The organism is Corynebacterium sp. HMSC065H09, from assembly GCF_001812845.1.
GTDB classification, from domain to species: domain Bacteria; phylum Actinomycetota; class Actinomycetes; order Mycobacteriales; family Mycobacteriaceae; genus Corynebacterium; species Corynebacterium jeikeium_D.
Window position 1 is genome coordinate 100,653 of the sequence record NZ_KV810606.1, and the last position, 16,285, is coordinate 116,937.

At 60.2% G+C, this 16,285-nt stretch carries 15 protein-coding genes and 4 tRNA genes; 18 read left to right on the forward strand and 1 reads right to left on the reverse strand.

The annotated features are described in order from the left end of the window. Positions 1 to 12 precede the first annotated feature (12 nt). The 5 genes from HMPREF2878_RS10305 (at position 13) to HMPREF2878_RS10325 (ending at position 5,602) form a co-directional block, all read left to right on the forward strand. Entirely contained in the window at positions 13 to 1,038 is a 1,026-nt protein-coding gene (locus HMPREF2878_RS10305; RefSeq protein WP_070653450.1) for an o-succinylbenzoate synthase, read from the forward strand. Positions 1,039 to 1,384: 346 nt separating this feature from the next. Continuing rightward, on the forward strand, positions 1,385 to 3,127 hold the full coding sequence (gene menD, locus HMPREF2878_RS10310) for a 2-succinyl-5-enolpyruvyl-6-hydroxy-3-cyclohexene-1-carboxylic-acid synthase (protein ID WP_168165353.1): 1,743 nt from the start codon (positions 1,385 to 1,387) through the stop codon (positions 3,125 to 3,127). 67 nt (positions 3,128 to 3,194) lie between these two features. Further along, the gene (locus tag HMPREF2878_RS10315; protein WP_049172339.1) at positions 3,195 to 3,686 is read left to right on the forward strand and encodes a DUF3592 domain-containing protein; all 492 of its coding nucleotides are present in this window, start codon (positions 3,195 to 3,197) and stop codon (positions 3,684 to 3,686) included. Between the two features lie 4 nt (positions 3,687 to 3,690). Continuing rightward, positions 3,691 to 4,899, forward strand: a complete 1,209-nt coding sequence (locus tag HMPREF2878_RS10320) for a glycosyltransferase family 4 protein (protein WP_049172337.1) — start codon at positions 3,691 to 3,693, stop codon at positions 4,897 to 4,899. 10 nt (positions 4,900 to 4,909) lie between these two features. Beyond that, positions 4,910 to 5,602 carry a demethylmenaquinone methyltransferase gene (locus tag HMPREF2878_RS10325; protein ID WP_049172335.1) on the forward strand — a complete coding sequence of 231 codons (693 nt, stop codon included), beginning with the start codon at positions 4,910 to 4,912 and terminating at the stop codon, positions 5,600 to 5,602. Positions 5,603 to 5,653: 51 nt separating this feature from the next. Here HMPREF2878_RS10325 and HMPREF2878_RS10330 read toward each other — a convergent pair whose 3' ends face one another. Then, positions 5,654 to 7,006: a geranylgeranyl reductase family protein gene (locus tag HMPREF2878_RS10330; protein ID WP_168165352.1), complete on the reverse strand. Its 1,353-nt coding sequence runs from the start codon at positions 7,004 to 7,006 to the stop codon at positions 5,654 to 5,656. Positions 7,007 to 7,124: 118 nt separating this feature from the next. Between HMPREF2878_RS10330 and HMPREF2878_RS10335 the strand changes: the two genes are divergently transcribed. From HMPREF2878_RS10335 to HMPREF2878_RS10395, 13 genes are all read left to right on the forward strand, one after another. Beyond that, complete coding sequence (locus HMPREF2878_RS10335) at positions 7,125 to 8,180, forward strand: polyprenyl synthetase family protein (RefSeq protein WP_049172333.1); 1,056 nt, start codon at positions 7,125 to 7,127, stop codon at positions 8,178 to 8,180. A gap of 180 nt (positions 8,181 to 8,360) precedes the next feature. After that, positions 8,361 to 8,442: transfer RNA gene (locus tag HMPREF2878_RS10340), tRNA-Tyr, on the forward strand. A gap of 369 nt (positions 8,443 to 8,811) precedes the next feature. Further along, positions 8,812 to 8,884 (forward strand) — tRNA-Thr (locus HMPREF2878_RS10345). Positions 8,885 to 8,923: 39 nt separating this feature from the next. Beyond that, a tRNA-Met gene (locus tag HMPREF2878_RS10350) sits at positions 8,924 to 8,997 on the forward strand. Between the two features lie 103 nt (positions 8,998 to 9,100). Continuing rightward, positions 9,101 to 9,173, forward strand: a tRNA-Trp gene (locus HMPREF2878_RS10355). Between the two features lie 463 nt (positions 9,174 to 9,636). Continuing rightward, positions 9,637 to 9,945 (forward strand): preprotein translocase subunit SecE, encoded by a 309-nt coding sequence (gene secE, locus HMPREF2878_RS10360; protein WP_016422041.1) that lies wholly within the window; start codon positions 9,637 to 9,639, stop codon positions 9,943 to 9,945. A 191-nt stretch (positions 9,946 to 10,136) separates the two neighbouring features. Next, positions 10,137 to 11,006 carry a transcription termination/antitermination protein NusG gene (gene nusG, locus HMPREF2878_RS10365; protein ID WP_048732408.1) on the forward strand — a complete coding sequence of 290 codons (870 nt, stop codon included), beginning with the start codon at positions 10,137 to 10,139 and terminating at the stop codon, positions 11,004 to 11,006. Positions 11,007 to 11,344: 338 nt separating this feature from the next. Continuing rightward, on the forward strand, positions 11,345 to 11,782 hold the full coding sequence (gene rplK / locus HMPREF2878_RS10370; RefSeq protein ID WP_016422043.1) for a 50S ribosomal protein L11: 438 nt from the start codon (positions 11,345 to 11,347) through the stop codon (positions 11,780 to 11,782). 101 nt (positions 11,783 to 11,883) lie between these two features. Beyond that, complete coding sequence (gene rplA / locus HMPREF2878_RS10375; RefSeq protein WP_016422044.1) at positions 11,884 to 12,588, forward strand: 50S ribosomal protein L1; 705 nt, start codon at positions 11,884 to 11,886, stop codon at positions 12,586 to 12,588. Positions 12,589 to 12,841: 253 nt separating this feature from the next. After that, a complete protein-coding gene (locus tag HMPREF2878_RS10380; RefSeq protein ID WP_069359387.1) occupies positions 12,842 to 13,474 on the forward strand; it encodes a hypothetical protein in 633 nt (210 codons plus the stop codon). A gap of 387 nt (positions 13,475 to 13,861) precedes the next feature. Continuing rightward, complete coding sequence (rplJ, locus tag HMPREF2878_RS10385; RefSeq protein ID WP_016422046.1) at positions 13,862 to 14,374, forward strand: 50S ribosomal protein L10; 513 nt, start codon at positions 13,862 to 13,864, stop codon at positions 14,372 to 14,374. A 124-nt stretch (positions 14,375 to 14,498) separates the two neighbouring features. Further along, entirely contained in the window at positions 14,499 to 14,882 is a 384-nt protein-coding gene (gene rplL, locus HMPREF2878_RS10390) for a 50S ribosomal protein L7/L12 (protein WP_016422047.1), read from the forward strand. Between the two features lie 223 nt (positions 14,883 to 15,105). Continuing rightward, a complete protein-coding gene (locus HMPREF2878_RS10395; RefSeq protein ID WP_049170045.1) occupies positions 15,106 to 16,071 on the forward strand; it encodes a cell envelope lipid trafficking protein PgfA in 966 nt (321 codons plus the stop codon). Positions 16,072 to 16,285: the final 214 nt, after the last annotated feature.

Genomic DNA, 16,285 nt, shown 5'->3' on the forward strand with positions numbered 1-16,285 from the left:
AAGGTCTCTAGCATGAGGGGTATGTCTGTGTCCGCTGCGCCCAACATCAAGCTTCCGCTAATCGACGACATCCTCAACCGCGCCCACGTCGTCGCGCTGCCCATGGCAGTGAAATTCCGTGGCGTCACCACCCGCGAGGCACTCCTCATCGACGGCCCCGTCACATGGGGCGAGTTCGCTCCCTTCCTGGAGTACGAGGCACCCGAGGCCGCCGCGTGGCTGCGCTCGGCCATCGAATGCGCATACGTCGGCCTGCCCACCCCGAAGCGCGAGTTTGTCGAGGTCAACGCCACCATCCCCGCCGTCACACCCGACCAGGTGCCGGAGGTCGTGGCGCGCTACCCCGGGTGCCGCACGTTTAAGGTCAAGGTCGCAGAGAGCGGCCAATCGCTTAACGACGACATCGAGCGCGTAGCCGCCGTCCGCACCGCGGTGGCCGAAGCCTATGGCTATGAACCTGTGGTGCGGGTGGATGCGAATCGTGGCTGGTCGGTGGGGCAGGCCATCCGCGCCGCTCATGAGTTGGGTCCGCTGGAGTACATGGAGCAGCCCGTTGCGACTGTCGCCGAGCTGCGCGAGGTCCGCGACGCAGTGGGGGAGTTTTGCCCGGTTGCTGCCGATGAGTCGATTCGCAAGGCCGAGGACCCGTATTTGGTTGCGCGCGAGCAGGCTGCTGACGTGGGCGTAATGAAGGTCGCGCCCCTTGGTGGACCACGCCGCTTGCTTCGGTTGGCCGAGGAACTGGAGATGAAGGTGACCGTCGCCAGCGCTTTGGACACCGGTGTTGGCATGGCCGCCGGTTTGTTCACGGCGGCGGCCCTGCCTGCCACAGAGCTGCAGCCGGAGCCGAACGCGGCGGGTTTGGCCACGTCCTCGCTGTTTATCGAGGACGTCATCGAGCCCCGGCCACTTATCGATGGCCGACTGCCCGTCACCAACCCCGCTCCCGACCCTTCCCGCCTGGCCGAGCTCGCCGCGCCGGGCCCCCGCCGCGATTGGTGGTTCGACCGCCTCCGCGCGGCGTACGCCCACCTGTAGCGGCGCACCTGGCGGCCTATCCCACCTGTAGCTGCTCTACAACCTGCTCCAACTCACGGAGCATCCAGAGATACTGACCCCGTTTATGACACTTTGAGTTCGAAAAACGGCTCCAAACTGTCATAAACGGGGTCAGTAACTCCCAACAAGTCCGATATCCGGCCTGACAAGTAGCCTATTGAGTGTGAACGACAACCAGGACACCTCCCAGACTTCGCACGCTCAGGGCACCAACATCACCAATGCCGCCGCCACCGATGCTGGCACCCCAGCCTCGGCAACCGACGCCACGCCCCACACCTCCGCAGCCCATGCAGCCCCCGCAGCCCCCACGGCCCCATCCGCAGTGGTAGCGGGCCTCATCGTCGATGAGCTGCTGCGTCTCGGCATGGTCGATGCCGTAGTGTGCCCGGGTTCCCGGTCCGCCCCGCTGGCCCGCGCTCTGGTCCAGGCCGCCGATGCGGCGAAGGTTCGCCTCCATGTACGCATCGATGAACGCTCCGCCGCCTTCCTCGCCCTCGGCCTGGCCTCGCGCACCCGCAAGGTGACCCCGGTAATTACAACGTCCGGCACAGCAGTGGCGAACCTCGTGCCCGCCATGGTGGAAGCCACCGCGTCGGGCATTCCGCTGCTGGCACTGACCGCCGACCGCCCCGCGCATTATCGAGGCACTGGCGCGAACCAGACCATCGTCCAGGACCGCCTGTTCGCTGATGCCTCCGTCGTCGAGTTCGATCTGGACGGCACCGCCCCGGTCACGAAGGCCACCGCCGCGCAGATCCGCGCTCGCATTGATCGCGTTGTCGCCGCCATGGCATCCGGCGCCGGCCACCTTAACGTCCGTTTTGTCGAACCGCTCGTGCCTGACGACGACTCCGTCGCCGACATCCCCGAGGGCCGCGCCGATGGCGGCCCCTGGACCACGATTGCGCCTACCAACAGCAACAACGTCGCCGCGGCCGCCATCGCAGCCAACTCGGCCACCGCAACCGGCCCGGCCAACGCGGCTAGCACAGCCACAATTGACATCAGCCGCCGCACACTCGTGATTGCGGGTTCGAATGCCCCGCACCTGCCGGCGCTGGAGGATTTGCCAACCATCGCTGAGCCGAATGCGTATGCGCCGGCGCACCCGGTGCACCCGCTCGCGGCGGGCACTTTCGCGCAGATTCTACCGGAGCAGATTGTGCTGGTCGGCAGGCCGACGCTGCACCGAGGTATCTCTAAGCTGCTGGCCAATCCGGATATCGAGCTGACCGTTGTCTCCGAAGCGGAAAACCACGGTTTTGGGGTGGAGTTCCCGGATGTGACGGCGAACGCAAGGGCCGTCGTAAAGCATGTGCAGACTTTGGGGGAGCAGGACCCGCAGTGGACGAAAATCTGTGAGGCCGCCAGCGAATTGGCGGTGAAGTCCGTGCGAGAGACGCTGACCGAGTCGATTGAAACGGAGGAACCGCTGACCGGATTTCATGTGGCGGCGGCTCTGACGGACAGCCTGCGCACGGGTGACAACGTGGTGCTGGGCGCGTCGAACCCGGTGCGCGATGCGTCGTACACGGGCCTGCCTTTCCCGGGTGTGAACACGTATGCGGGACGAGGTGCCGCGGGTATCGACGGCACGGTGGCGACGGCAATCGGTATTGCGCTGGCATCCGACCGCGAACATGCCGACGAGATTCGCCCGCCGCGGACGATTGCGCTCATGGGTGACCTGACGTTCCAGCACGACTCTGCAGCGCTGGCGATTGGGCCGTTGGAGCCGAGGCCGGAAAACCTCACCATCGTGGTGGCCAATGATGCCGGTGGCGGTATTTTCGAGACGCTGGAGGCGGGCAGCCCGACCCTGCGGGGAAGCTTTGAGCGCATCTTCGGCACGCCGCAGGACGTGGACTTTGAGGGCATCTGCCAGGCTTACGGGGTCGAGCACGTGCGTGTTGACCGCCTCCCAGATCTGCTCGCGCAGCTGCACCCGGATACCGATGTCGACGGCATCCGCGTCATCGAGGTGGCGACCACACGTGCGACGCGTCGGCAGTTGCACCACAAGCTGGCATACAATGCGGAGATTGGGGTGCTGGACAAGCACTAGCCGGCCGGCAGCATCCAATCAGAGCTGGAAACAATCAGGGACAGAAAAATAGGAGGTCGCGACCGCCATGCAGTGGAAAACTGCCCTGGCCAATTGGCCGCGCTTCCTTCGTCAGGTACTGCTCTTTGTGATGATTTGCCTGTTGCTGTCGTGTCTGGCCATGGTGGTTGGCTGCTTCATTAATGACCGCAATATCGAGTCGAACATGGGGCAGTCCGTAGCCAATGTGCGCTCGGTCGAGCTCCTTCGCACCACGGTTGATTTCGTCGACGAGAATGGCGATTTTCAGTCGCCACCAACCGGTTTGCTCTATCCCGTTGGTCTGGAAGAGGGGCAGCGCGTCCGCGTCGAATACGACCGCACTGATCCCAATGTCGTCCGCGTCGCCGGGCGCACATGGACGCTGTCACTTCTCCCGGCGACCAGTATCGCTGTGGTTACATTTCTCGTCGTCGCGCCGTTGTGGTGGTCGTCGTTGCGCGCAACCCGTCGTTTACAAAGAGATCCCCAAAAGGTAAACAGAGGGTCACTTTCGCTTTCCGACGAGATGGAAAACTAGCACCATGCGCGTTGCCATCATTGCTGAAAGCTTCTTGCCCAACATCAATGGAGTGACAAACTCCGTGCTGCGGGTGTTGGAACACTTACGCCGTGAAGGACACGAGGCGCTGGTGATTGCGCCGGGTGCTCGGGACTGGCAGGAAGAGGCAGAGTTCTACTGCGACTACCGCATTGAGCGTGTGCCCACTGTGATGGTGCCGTTGATTGATTCGCTACCGATTGGTGTGCCGAACCGTCGGGTAGCGTCGGCGCTGACGCAGTTTAAGCCGGATGTTGTCCACTTGGCTTCGCCATTTGTGCTCGGTGGTGCGGGCGCGCTGACTGCCAAGGCACTGGGTATCCCGGCTGTGGCCATCTATCAGACGGACGTTGCGGGTTTTGCCAAGAACTACAAGTTGGCGGGGCTCTCCACGGCCGCATGGTTGTGGACGCGCGTGATTCACAACTCCTGCGCCCGAACGCTGGCGCCGTCGTCGCCGACTATTGAGGACCTGCAGGATCACAAGATTCGTGATGTCTACCGCTGGGGCCGCGGTGTTGATGCGGTTCGCTTTACTCCGACAAAGCGTAGTGAAGAGCTCAGGAAGCAGTGGAGCCCGGAGGGCAAGCCGATTGTTGGTTATGTCGGCAGGCTCGCGGCGGAGAAGTCTGTGGAGCGGCTGGCAGCGCTGAACGGCCGCGATGATATCCAGGTGGTCATTGTCGGCAATGGCCCGGAGCTGCAGAAGCTGCAGAAGCAGATGCCGAATGCCGTCTTTACCGGACAGCTCACCGGCGATAAGTTGGCAGCGGCATTCGCCAGTCTGGACGTGTTCGTCCACACCGGTGACTTTGAAACCTTCTGCCAGGCGGTACAGGAAGCCCACGCCTCCGGTGTGCCGGCCATCGCTCCGAACGCAGGCGGCCCGCGCGACCTGATTACCAACGACGTCAACGGCTACCTGCTGGAACCCAAGACTTTCACCCGCGATCTGTCTGAGGCGGTCGACAAGCTACTGCTCGTCGACGATGAGCTGGCACGCAAGCAGCTGCGCAACCGCTGCCGCGACACCGTGACCGAACGCACCTGGGAAGCACTGTGTGCAGACCTGGTTCGCCACTACGAGGAGGTTTCTGGGGTTTCCGCGGCCGAGACGTCAAGCAAGGTCGCAGCAGATGCGATTGATGCCTCCCATGCAGGTGCTGCTACGCGTCAGAAGTCGGTCGCGTAATCTGGACATCGTGTCTAGGGCTGATTTAACGAAAAATCCCAGCGAAGTCGCCTCGATGTTCGACGGCGTGGGGAAGAATTACGACATCACTAATACCGTGCTCACCGGTGGCATTGACCACTACTGGCGCGTGCGCACGGCAAAGCGCCTGAACCTGCAGCCTGGCCAGAAAGTCCTCGACCTGGCCGCCGGTACGGCTGTTTCATCAGTGGAGTTGGCAAAGTCTGGCGCATACGTCGTTGCCTGTGATTTCTCCCGAGGCATGCTCAAGGCCGGTGCACACCGCGATGTTCCCAAGGTCTGCGGTGACGGCATGAAGCTGCCATTCCCGGACAACACCTTCGACGCGGTGACCATCAGCTTCGGTCTGCGCAACATCGTGGACTACAAGGCGGGCCTCGCTGAGCTAGCCCGCGTGGCCAAGCCCGGAGGCCAGCTAACAGTCTGTGAGTTCTCCACCCCTGTGGTGCCGGTGTTCAGCACCTTCTACAAGGAATACCTGATGCGGGCACTGCCGCAGATTGCCAAGGTTGTCTCCTCGAACCCGGAGGCCTATGTGTACTTGGCGGAGTCGATTCGCGCCTGGCCAAACCAGCCGCAGCTTGCCCGCGACATCAATGCCTCTGGCTGGGAGGATGCCGGTTGGCAGAATCTCACCTTCGGTATCGCAGCGCTGCACTCGGCAACCAAGCCCGTGCAGTAGCTCGCTAGCTCTCAGTCGGGCTGGGTCGCAGGGTCCGTCGTAAAGCGATTCCTACTGCCAGGGCTGGCGCCCGAACCACTTATCGGAGGCCAGTGCTGTCCTCCCCGAAGCGCGCCAGAGTCGCGCCACTACGTCGCGGTCGTGTTCCGTGACCAGGTTTCCCATCAGGCGTGCGGCAACACCCATGAGCTGGCTTCCCCACGGGGCGCCGATGGTCAGCGGGCCGACCGTGGGAAGGAAGCTCGGGTACGTCAGCGTCAGCGCCAACTTGCGAGCCAGCGAGAAGCCGGTGCCGTAGTGCTCGCGAAGCAGGGCGGGCCAGGAGTGAGTCAGCCCATCGCGGCCCGCACCAATTGAACTAATCAGCTCCACCGCCAGCCGCGCCGACTCCATGCCGTAGTCAATGCCCTCACCGTTGAGCGGGTTGACCAGGCACGCAGCATCACCGAGCAACGCCCAGTTCGGCCCCGCCACATTCGATACAGCACCACCCATAGGCAACAGCGCCGACGTCACGTGCTCTGGTTCGCTCATCTGCCACTGATCACGCACCTGCCCGTGGTACTCGCGTAGCAACTTCTTCACGTTCGTGCGCGCCGGGCGTGCCGACGTCGCCAGCGCCCCACACCCCACGTTCGCCCGGCCTTCTCCCAGCGGGAAGATCCAGCCATAGCCCGGGTGCGTCTGCCCCTCGGAGTCGCGCAGTTCCAGGTGCGAGTGAATCCAGTCATCCGCTACGTCCGCGCTGTCGAAGCTGACATATGACCGCGCGGCCACGCCAAAGACGCTGTCCCGATGCCACGCACGCCCCAGCTGCTTGCCGACGGTACTTCGGACCCCATCGGCCACGAGCAGCCAGCGGGCCGAGATGGTGTGTGGCTTGCCTTCGCGGTCGGAAAGTTCCACCTCGCGCACGCCGTGGCCCCGCGTGCCGCCAGTGTTCAGCGCTCCGAGAACCACCTTCCGCGCTGCGACTCCATCAAAGACCTGCGCACCGGCATCAGCGGCGGCATTGAGCAAGAAAGTGTCGAGCTCAACTCGCGACATCGCGGATCCGACAGCGGGAAAAGTGCCGGAGGCATCATCTGGCCAAGGTGCGGTGATGGAGCCGCCGAAGCCGTGCAGCTTGAGTCCGCGGTTGCGGTTGCGGCGCAGGAGCTCGTCGTCAAGCCCTAGACGACGTAGCTCAGCGATGGCGCGAGGAGTGAGCCCGTCGCCACAAGTTTTGTCGCGCGGGAAGCGCTGGGAGTCGACCACAGTGACCGAAAAACCGGCGCGGGCGGCGTGAATCGCGGCTGCGGAGCCGGTGGGGCCTGCGCCAACAATGAGCACGTCAGTGCTGCTGGGTAGAGCGACGGTGCCGTCGAACGTGGGGGAAACTCGCGAAATCGGGCTTGAGGTCATTGCCCCAGCGTATAACGACGTTGAAACAAATATGGGAACTGGTCTGCTAGCCACTATGCTCGTAAGGTAGTTTATTTAGCAGTTTCTTATCTTTTATCGTCAGTTAGGCAGGTCTCGAATGCGTACTGGAGACTACTCCGGGCTTAGTTCCGGAAGTGCTCAGGGCACTGGTGAGCACACCGCCACTAGTTCTCACTTCGTTGATGAGGCGCTGGAAGCAACAATCACCGAGGGAATGCGCAAGAGCGAGGACCTCCTGATTACCGAGCTGGGGCGCGGCGAGGACTTCCTAGTCGAACGGGTTTCCCACCTAGCTCACGCTGGTGGTAAGCGCTTCCGCCCGATGTTTACCATGCTGGCCGCGCAGTTCGGGGAGAACCCGGAGAGCGATAAGGTCATCACCGCCGCGACGGTGCTGGAGCTGACGCACCTGGCGACGCTCTACCACGACGACGTCATGGATGAAGCGGATAAGCGCCGCGGCGTGCCCTCCGCAAACTCGCGCTGGGACAACACCGTCGCCATTCTGGCCGGTGACTACCTCTTCGCTGCTGCGTCCCGCCTGCTGGCAGAGCTCGGCTCCGAGAGCGTGGCTCACTTCGCTGAGACCTTCGGTGTTCTTGTCACAGGTCAGATGCGCGAGTGCCTCAACGACTTGGACCTGCCGATTGAAGAGCGCATCGAGCGCTACCTGAAGGTCATTGCCGAAAAGACCGGTGTGCTCATCGCATCGGCCGGTTATCTCGGCGCCTATCACGCCGGTGCGTCCGCCGAGATTTCCAACGCACTGCGCCGCTATGGCGAACTAATCGGTATCGTTTTCCAGATTGTCGACGACATCATCGACATCTCCTCCAATACCGATCAGTCCGGCAAGACTCCGGGCACTGACTTGCGCGAGGGCGTCTTCACGCTGCCGGTTCTCTACGCGCTGCAGGAGGACACCCCAGCCGCTGACCGCCTCCGCGAGATTCTTGTCGGCCCAGTTTCCGACGACGCGCTTGTCGACGAGGCCCTCGAGCTCCTGGCTCAGACCAACGGTGTGGCTCGCGCGATGGAGAAGGTCAATGAACTGCTGGATGAGTCCGACCGCGTCATCGCTGACCTTCCTGACTGTGCGGCCAAGGAGGCCCTGCGTCACGTTGCTCGCTACACCGTGGAGCGCGTGGGGTAGTGGATTGAGCTCCATCGGCGAGATGGGCCTAGGGGCGAGCACTGCTCTGAGGTGAGCTCTGCTCTGGGGTGAGTTCTGCTGAGGGGTGAATCCAGGTAGGGAAATATCCTCTCGACCTGCCGATTTGTGTAAATGACAGAGTAGTGGGTAGCATTCCATTCGCACCGTTTAAGAGTGCACGCCAGATTGCCCGAGCGGCCAAAGGGAGCGGATTGTAAATCCGTCGGCATTGCCTTCGTTGGTTCGAATCCATCATCTGGCACAGTGAAATCACCGCGAGAATTTTCTCGCGGTGATTTTTTTGTAGGGCCCGTTGATGGGGATGCGGGGTAGGGGCTCGAGTGAGGGGCTCTGGATTAAGCGGGGCAGGGGCTCGAGTTAGAGGTCAGCCACTCATCGATGAGTTATTCACTTATGGTTCCGCTGGGGCTCATCGATAAGTGAATAGATTATCCATAAGTGCGCGCCAAATGTCTGCAAACATGACAAGAAATACCGCTGCCTACCTGCTGATTTGTGCTTAGTGGTGATTTCGGGTTAATCTTTGCAAGGCTTCACGGAGAGCACAGAACGAAACAAAGCGGTCAACAATTGGCCACGGAGTTACGTGCTGAGTTCAACGGATGCTGATGCCCCCTTAGCTCAGTCGGCAGAGCGTTTCCATGGTAAGGAAAAGGTCGACAGTTCGATTCTGTCAGGGGGCTCTGTTCTTTTATACGGACTTATGTCCGGTAGAGAATAGGGGCGATGTAGCTCAGATGGTGAGAGCGCACGACTCATAATCGTGAGGTCGGGGGTTCGATCCCCCCCATCGCTACTACGGACAGTGATGTTCGTCGAACCCCGCCTTGATTATGCAGCAATGCAGTAAGGTGGGACATTGTCAGCTAAGGACTGAGAAGTTCTTTCGCTGGTGGTGAAGGGGCGTGGCTCAATTGGTAGAGCAGCGGTCTCCAAAACCGCAGGTTGCAGGTTCGAGTCCTGTCGCCCCTGCAAGTACCCGTCATCCAGGGCGTATGAAAATGCGTCTGGGTGGCGGGTTTTTCGTTTATGTTCGGTGGCGGTGAGCGGTGGGGCAATGCGAGTTACTGACTGCGTTTATGACAAAAACAGCCCGAAAAATGGCTTGAAAGTGTCATAAACCCATACAGTTTCACATTTGCAGCCCCAAGTTCGCATCCCCGAGCGAGCGGCCGAAGCGAGCAGCCCGAGCGAGCAGCCCGTAGCTCTTTGGGGTTGTCAGAATCGAATCTCGAAGCCTGCGGTTCCCACGAAGGGCATTTCTTCGATAGTGTGGATAATCGGCTAGAATTTACGCACTGAACCAGACTTGCTCTGCACAGTGGGGGCTTGGCTCCGGAGAACATCCCTGGGGTTTGCCCTTGAAGAATTCACGTTTGAGTTTCACTGTGCAGTATCTTTAGGTCTCATATGCACGAAGTAGCGAAGGAGCATCGTGTCTGAGGAAAACCAGACTTTCCAGGCGGCGGCTCGCCCGTCCGGTAAGCGCCAGGCGACGGGCGCGCAGACCACCGTGGCGAAGAAGCCTGCGCGTGAGAAGGAGACCAACGAGCTTTCGACTCGTAATCCTTTGGTTTTCATCAAGCAGGTTGTTGACGAGCTGCGCAAGGTGATTTGGCCGACCGGCCGCCAGATGGTCACCTACAGCATCATCGTGATTCTGTTCCTGATTGCCATGATCGCTCTCGTGTGGGGTGTGGACACGCTGGCCGGTCTGGGTGTCCGATCGGTGTTGGGTAAGTAATCGGTTATACTGTTTCGCAGTGATGCTTTTCATCCCGCCTCCGAGTTCCGGACGGCGGGATTATTCGTTAGCGCAGCTGGTGTCTGGCTGTGCGAAGTGATTGCGGATGGCATATTGGCTCTTAGGACTCTTTAGGCGAAGATGCCAATGTCGCGAACCGTTGATGTAGATACAAGAGGGGTTAGCACGACATGAATGATGGTCAGAATATTTTCTCCGACGCCCAGTCCGCGGATGCTGCCGCAACTGAGCAGGATGCGCAGGACGCACCGGCTCAGGTAGAAGCTCCGGCCGAGGGTGCAGTCGCAGCCGCAGCCGACGCAGCCGCAGCTGACTCTGCTGCAGCAGAAGCAGCGCCGGCAGAGGAGACTGCCGCTGACGCTGAGGCACAGGCAGCTGCTGACGCAGATGCCGAGTACCGTAAGCGCCTGCGCGAGTTCCAGCGTGAGCTCAAGCGTCGTCCGGGCGACTGGTACATCATCCAGTGCTACTCCGGCTACGAGAACAAGGTGAAGACCAACTTGGAAATGCGCGCCCAGACCATGGGTGTCGATGAGCAGATCCACGAGGTCATCGTTCCGGTTGAGGAAGTCGAAGAGCGCAAGGACGACGGCAAGAAGAAGATCGTTAAGCGCAAGCTGCTGCCGGGCTACGTTCTGGTTCGTATGAGCCTGGATGACCCGTCCTGGTCCGTCGTCCGCGACACCCCGGGTGTTACTTCCTTCGTCGGTAGCGAGGGCCAGCCGTCCAAGGTCAAGATTCGCGAGGTCGCTAAGTTCCTCATGCCGAAGGAGACCATCACCGCGGACGCCGCTGAAGAAGCTGCAAATGCTGACGGTGAGCTGGCTGTCGCAGCGGCGCCGCAGGCGGAGAAGAAGGCCGTCGCCATCGACTACGAGGTCGGCGAGTCCGTCACCATCCTGTCCGGTCCGTTCGCATCTGTGGCTGCGACCATCTCCGAGATCGACCCGGACACCGGCCGCATGAAGGCTCTGGTTTCCATCTTCGGCCGTGAGACCCCGGTCGAGCTGGGCATCGATGAGGTCGAGAAGCTGAACTAGGCCCGACCTCAAGCCAGGCGCAGAGCCAAGCGGAGAGCACCGCCAAGCCAAGCGCCGAGCAAGGCACCAGCTAGCTCGCTCGCGCAACCAATCCGGTAACGGATTTTGATGCACGCCATACGCTGCGGTAACGTAGCCAGGCGTGCATTTTTGTGCCTTGAGCACAGATGCGCCAAGTAATTCGTATCCCCGGTGGCTGGCACCAACTCGATGACCAGCGCCAGCGGCCATGATGGTCGAGGGCGCAAGGGTCGTCGTAAAGCGTCGGCATCCGGACGGGGTGAGTCGCCTTTTCATCGGGGCGGCGTGCCCCGGTAACTAGGAAGTAGGTTAATCCGATGGCTCCGAAGAAGAAGCTTTCTGCGATTATTAAGCTGCAGATTCAGGCTGGTCAGGCTAACCCGGCTCCGCCGGTTGGTCCGGCACTGGGTGCTCATGGTGTCAACATCATGGAGTTCTGCAAGGCTTACAACGCAGCAACTGAGAACCAGCGTGGCAACGTTGTCCCGGTTGAAATTTCTGTCTACGAAGACCGCTCCTTCACCTTCGTTCTGAAGACCCCGCCGGCAGCTAAGCTGCTGCTGAAGGCCGCTGGCATTCAGAAGGGCTCTGGCGTTCCGCACACCAACAAGGTCGGTTCCGTGACCTGGGAGCAGTGCAAGGAAATCGCCGAGCTGAAGAAGCCGGACCTGAACGCTAACGACATCGAGATGGGTGCACGCATCATCGCCGGTACCGCTCGTTCCATGGGCATCACCGTCGAGGGCGCTAAGTAAACCGTCAGCGTTTAGCTGCACCTTCATCAAGTGGTAGGGCCAGCTTCGGCCCGCTACACACCACAATCCAACCATTTCACTTAATTGAGATTGGACTTTTCATGAGCAAGAACTCTAAGGCATACCGCGCCGCCGCCGAGAAGATCGACGCCGGCCGCATCTACTCTCCGCTCGAGGCCGCTAACCTGGCCAAGGAGACCTCCTCCAAGAACTACGACGCCACCATCGACGTCGCTATCCGCCTGGGCGTTGACCCGCGCAAGGCTGACCAGCTGGTTCGCGGCACTGTCTCCCTGCCGAACGGCACCGGTAAGACCGTCCGCGTTGTTGTTTTCGCTGCTGGCGAGAACGCCACCAAGGCTGAAGAGGCCGGCGCTGACTTCGTTGGCTCCGAGGAGCTGATCGAGAAGATTCAGGGCGGCTGGACCGACTTCGACGCTGCCATCGCAACTCCGGACCAGATGGCCAAGGTTGGTCGCGTGGCTCGTATCCTCGGCCCGCGTGGTCTGATGCCGAACCCGAAGACCGGCACCGTTACCCCGGATGTCGCTAAGGCTGTCACCGAGATCAAGGGCGGTAAGATTTCCTTCCGCGTCGACAAGGCTGCAAACCTGCAGGCTGTTATCGGTAAGGCTTCCTTCGACGCTGAGAAGCTGGCCGAGAACTACGGTGCGCTTATCGACGAGCTGATGCGCCTCAAGCCGTCCGCTGCTAAGGGTAAGTACCTGAAGAAGATCACCGTCTCCGCCACCAACGGCCCGGGCATCCCGGTTGACACCAGCGTGATCAAGGACTACACCGCCTAAATCAGCATCAGCCGATAGGCGAGTGTGCTCTTCACGAGTCACTCGAGAGTGACTCTGAGCAAAGCTCTTTAAAACCGCCGCCGCGCGCACTTTCCAGAGTGTGTGAGGTGGCGGTTTTGCATTGGCATAAGGGGTATCGATAGCGCGGTGGGGGCTTGGGCGCGGTAGACGTCGTAAAGCGAATTGCTAATCCAAACAACTAATCCAGGCGAAATGGACTCACAGCCAAAGTTTGTTGCTTAAAATCGCGACTATGACGTTAATTTTGGAACCCGAAGAAGGGCTGGAGGCGCTCGGCGAGATTAATCGCCTGGCGCAGCTCGACGACGGTTCCGGAATTATTGAACCGCAGCTCATCTCGTATCTCGACTCGTTGGGCGACGACGCCTATGACATGCCCTGCCTGCGCATCGCGGGACAGACTCTGCTGGGCGAGGTACTGACGGGGCTAGGGGAGGACGAGCGCGTAGCTGAGGTCCTTCGCCGCAATATCCAGGACTCTGTGGTGCTTCCGGGGATGAGTGAGGAGGAAGCTCTACAAGCTCGGGCGGCGCAGGTCGTGGTCGTGCGGCTGTTGCGCATCATCGCGCGGATGGAGGCCGTCGAGCTGCGTAATGTCGTGGCGCAGCAGTGCCTGGCATCGCAGATCCCGCCGGTTGTGCGCGTGGCACTGACACTCACCGTGGATATTCTCGACGCCGCCAGATTGGACGCACATCCCGACGACATGGTGCGCGTGGTGCTCGACTACGCCGACCAAGTGCTCTGGCTTGCCGACGACGACCTGAATGCGTACTTTGCCGAGCTCGAGATGATTGTCCAGCAACGTGAGAAGGACCTGGAGTTCGGCCGCTTCGGAGAGCCAGGTGCGGCGCGGTTTGGATAGGCGATTTGGTTAATTGCCAGGGTCTGGTATAAAGTTTCTTCACGAAGTTTGACCGGCTTCCAATCGGTACCAACATCGAGTTGGGAAGATGGAGGTTGGTACTCAAGTTTCACCGAAGACCGTCGGTCATTCGCTTTGAAAGAAGCGGATTGAAGGTTTCATTGTAGGAATACAGTGAGCGGCCCACGCAGGAGGACTTGGAAGCGCTTGCGCAGTTTGACTTCACCTGTTGTCCTTGCGGTCGGCGGAGTTGAAGTGGAACATGCCACAAGAATTGTGCGCCCCATCCTTGTGCGAGGATTGGGGCGTTTGTTGTATTTGCGCAAAAGAATCCTTCACTTGGCCGAGCGGAAAATTGCAAAGACCAGGAAGGAGGCGAGAGTACACATGGCAGCAAATGCTGAGAAGATTGCAGCTGTTGCAGCGCTGAAGCAGGACGTTGAAGAGTCCAACGCTATCGTGCTGACTGAGTACCGCGGCCTGTCCGTTGCGGAAATCACGGAACTGCGTCGCGCCCTCGGTGCTGATGTTAAGTACTCCGTCGCCAAGAACACCATGATCAAGATCGCTGCCGACGAGGCAGGGATTGAGGGTCTTGATGAGCACCTGAACGGCCCGACTGCAGTCGCCTTCATCAAGGGCGAGGCTGTGGATGCGGCTAAGGCGATTAAGAAGTTCGCCGGTGACAACAAGAACCTCGTGATCAAGGGCGGCTACATGGACGGTGCTGCAATGGATGCAGCACAGTTCGAGGCTCTTGCGGATATGGATAACCGTGAGACCACGCTGGCAAAGCTGGCTGGTGCCTTCAACGGCGTTCTGGCGAACGTCGCTGGCCTGCTCGACGCTCCGACCTCCTCGGTTGCCCGCCTTGCTGCGGCACTCGAGGAAAAGAAGTAATCCCGAGCGGCTCGCGATCTACGCGAACTAAATCACGCGAAAAACTTTTCAATATCACTTTGACGGCTTCGACCCCAGGGATCTCTGAGGGGAGCGGCCGCACCACACTCATAGGAGAATATCCATGGCTAAGTACACCACTGAGGAACTGCTCGAGGCTTTCAAGGAAATGACCCTCGTTGAGCTCACCGAGTTCAAGAAGGCTTTCGAGGAAGAGTTCGACGTCACCGCTGCTGCTCCGGTTGCAGTTGCTGCTGCAGGCGCTGCTGGCGGCGAGGCTGCTGCTGAGGAGAAGGACGAGTTCGACGTCGTCCTCGAGGACGCTGGCGCTAAGAAGATCGGCGTTATTAAGGCTGTCCGTGAGATCGTCTCCGGCCTGGGCCTGAAGGAGGCTAAGGAGATGGTTGAGTCCGCTCCGAAGGCTATCCTGGAGGGTGCTTCCAAGGACGACGCTGAGGCTGCTAAGGCTAAGCTGGAAGAGGCTGGCGCAAAGGTTGCCCTCAAGTAATTCAATTACTTGCCTCGGCCCCGGTAGTGGCCTAAAGCTACCAATTCTGACCGCCAATTCTGGGCTTCGTGCCCGGGGTTGGCGGTTCTTTTGTTCCTGGGGCCTTTGCTAACCCACCTGACCCGGGCAAAACCTCACTAATCTCACCCGTCACAGGGAGTTGAGGCAAAAACCAGCCCACTCATTGTCTTGATTACCCTTATTGGCCTGTAAAGTATCTAACATGCTCTCACGGCCGAGAATTCTGTCTATCCTTCTGTTGGGTCTAGGCACCGCACTGCTTGCTGCTGGCATTTTGCTGCCCAAAGTGCTCAATGTTGATCCCAAAATGCCGCTTGACCTGCCGCCGGTGTCGTATACCCTGCGGGCGGAAGACGGCGTATCCACCAGGATTAACGAAGAGGGCAAGCGGGAAGAAGTGCACTCGCCGCTGCAGCGACAGCTTCACGGCGTGCTCATCGAACCCGCGGATGCGGACAAGGTTTCGCTCCGTGTCGGCGTGACTGAAATGCGTGAGCTTCCCCCTGAGGTTATCGGCACCGACCCGCTGACGGAGCTTATCGAGGCCAATATCTGGACGGTGACCATCGACCGACTCACCGGCGAGGCGCTGGCTCCTGCGACGCTTGTCGACCGCATGGCGGGCGTTCCACGGTCAGTGGCTTTCGAGGGGAACTGGGTGAAGCTCCCGGCCGACACGGAGGAAAAGGAATACCTGATCTTTGATGATCTCCTCCACGATTCCTTGCCGGCAAAGTTTGTCGGGGAAGAGGAGCGCGGTGGTAACCGTGTCCTGCATTTCCGTCAGGACATTGAGAAGACGAATCTCGCCCAGAAGTACCGTTCTTACGTCTCTCAGCTAACCCAGGATGACAAGTCCGGCTTCCTCCAGTACCAGGGCACCCGTGATTTGTGGGTTGAGCCCAAGTCTGGCTCGGTCATCGATATGGCCGAGGACATCCACCTTTGGTGGGAGACCCGCGACGGCGAGCCGATCATGGACTACCTGCGCTTCAACGGCAAGATGGACGAAGGCCTTTCCAATCAGCTTCTCTTTGGCGCAATACAGAATTTCCAGCGCCCAGCTCTAGAGCCGTGGTCAATCGGCCTCATTGCGTCCGGTTCGATTCTGGTATTCATCGCAATCGTGGGCATCGTGCGTCCTTCGACCCGTCGTAAAGCAGAGTAACGCTTTACGACGGCCATAGCGCCCAGGCCTCATCGTTATATCGGTAACGGGTGAATGCGACACGCCCGATTTGTCAAGTTGTACTAGACAACTGCCAGTTTTTGATATAGGCTAAATCGTTGCGCTGGAATTAGTGTATCTGTCGCCAGCTCTTTTATAGTTTGCGCTCGGAGCGCGGGGCTATTATGTAGCACCGTTTTTCGTGCATCTAGCT

Excerpts from the sequence above, each read along its gene's own strand:
- HMPREF2878_RS10305 (WP_070653450.1), top strand. The coding sequence starts at position 13 with ATGAGGGGTATGTCTGTGTCCGCTGCGCCCAACATCAAGCTTCCGCTA.
- HMPREF2878_RS10315 (WP_049172339.1), top strand. The coding sequence starts at position 3,195 with ATGCAGTGGAAAACTGCCCTGGCCAATTGGCCGCGCTTCCTTCGTCAG.
- HMPREF2878_RS10320 (WP_049172337.1), top strand. The coding sequence starts at position 3,691 with ATGCGCGTTGCCATCATTGCTGAAAGCTTCTTGCCCAACATCAATGGA.
- HMPREF2878_RS10330 (WP_168165352.1), bottom strand. The coding sequence starts at position 7,006 with ATGACCTCAAGCCCGATTTCGCGAGTTTCCCCCACGTTCGACGGCACC.
- HMPREF2878_RS10335 (WP_049172333.1), top strand. The coding sequence starts at position 7,125 with ATGCGTACTGGAGACTACTCCGGGCTTAGTTCCGGAAGTGCTCAGGGC.
- nusG (WP_048732408.1), top strand. The coding sequence starts at position 10,137 with ATGAATGATGGTCAGAATATTTTCTCCGACGCCCAGTCCGCGGATGCT.
- rplK (WP_016422043.1), top strand. The coding sequence starts at position 11,345 with ATGGCTCCGAAGAAGAAGCTTTCTGCGATTATTAAGCTGCAGATTCAG.
- rplA (WP_016422044.1), top strand. The coding sequence starts at position 11,884 with ATGAGCAAGAACTCTAAGGCATACCGCGCCGCCGCCGAGAAGATCGAC.
- HMPREF2878_RS10380 (WP_069359387.1), top strand. The coding sequence starts at position 12,842 with ATGACGTTAATTTTGGAACCCGAAGAAGGGCTGGAGGCGCTCGGCGAG.
- rplJ (WP_016422046.1), top strand. The coding sequence starts at position 13,862 with ATGGCAGCAAATGCTGAGAAGATTGCAGCTGTTGCAGCGCTGAAGCAG.
- rplL (WP_016422047.1), top strand. The coding sequence starts at position 14,499 with ATGGCTAAGTACACCACTGAGGAACTGCTCGAGGCTTTCAAGGAAATG.
- HMPREF2878_RS10395 (WP_049170045.1), top strand. The coding sequence starts at position 15,106 with ATGCTCTCACGGCCGAGAATTCTGTCTATCCTTCTGTTGGGTCTAGGC.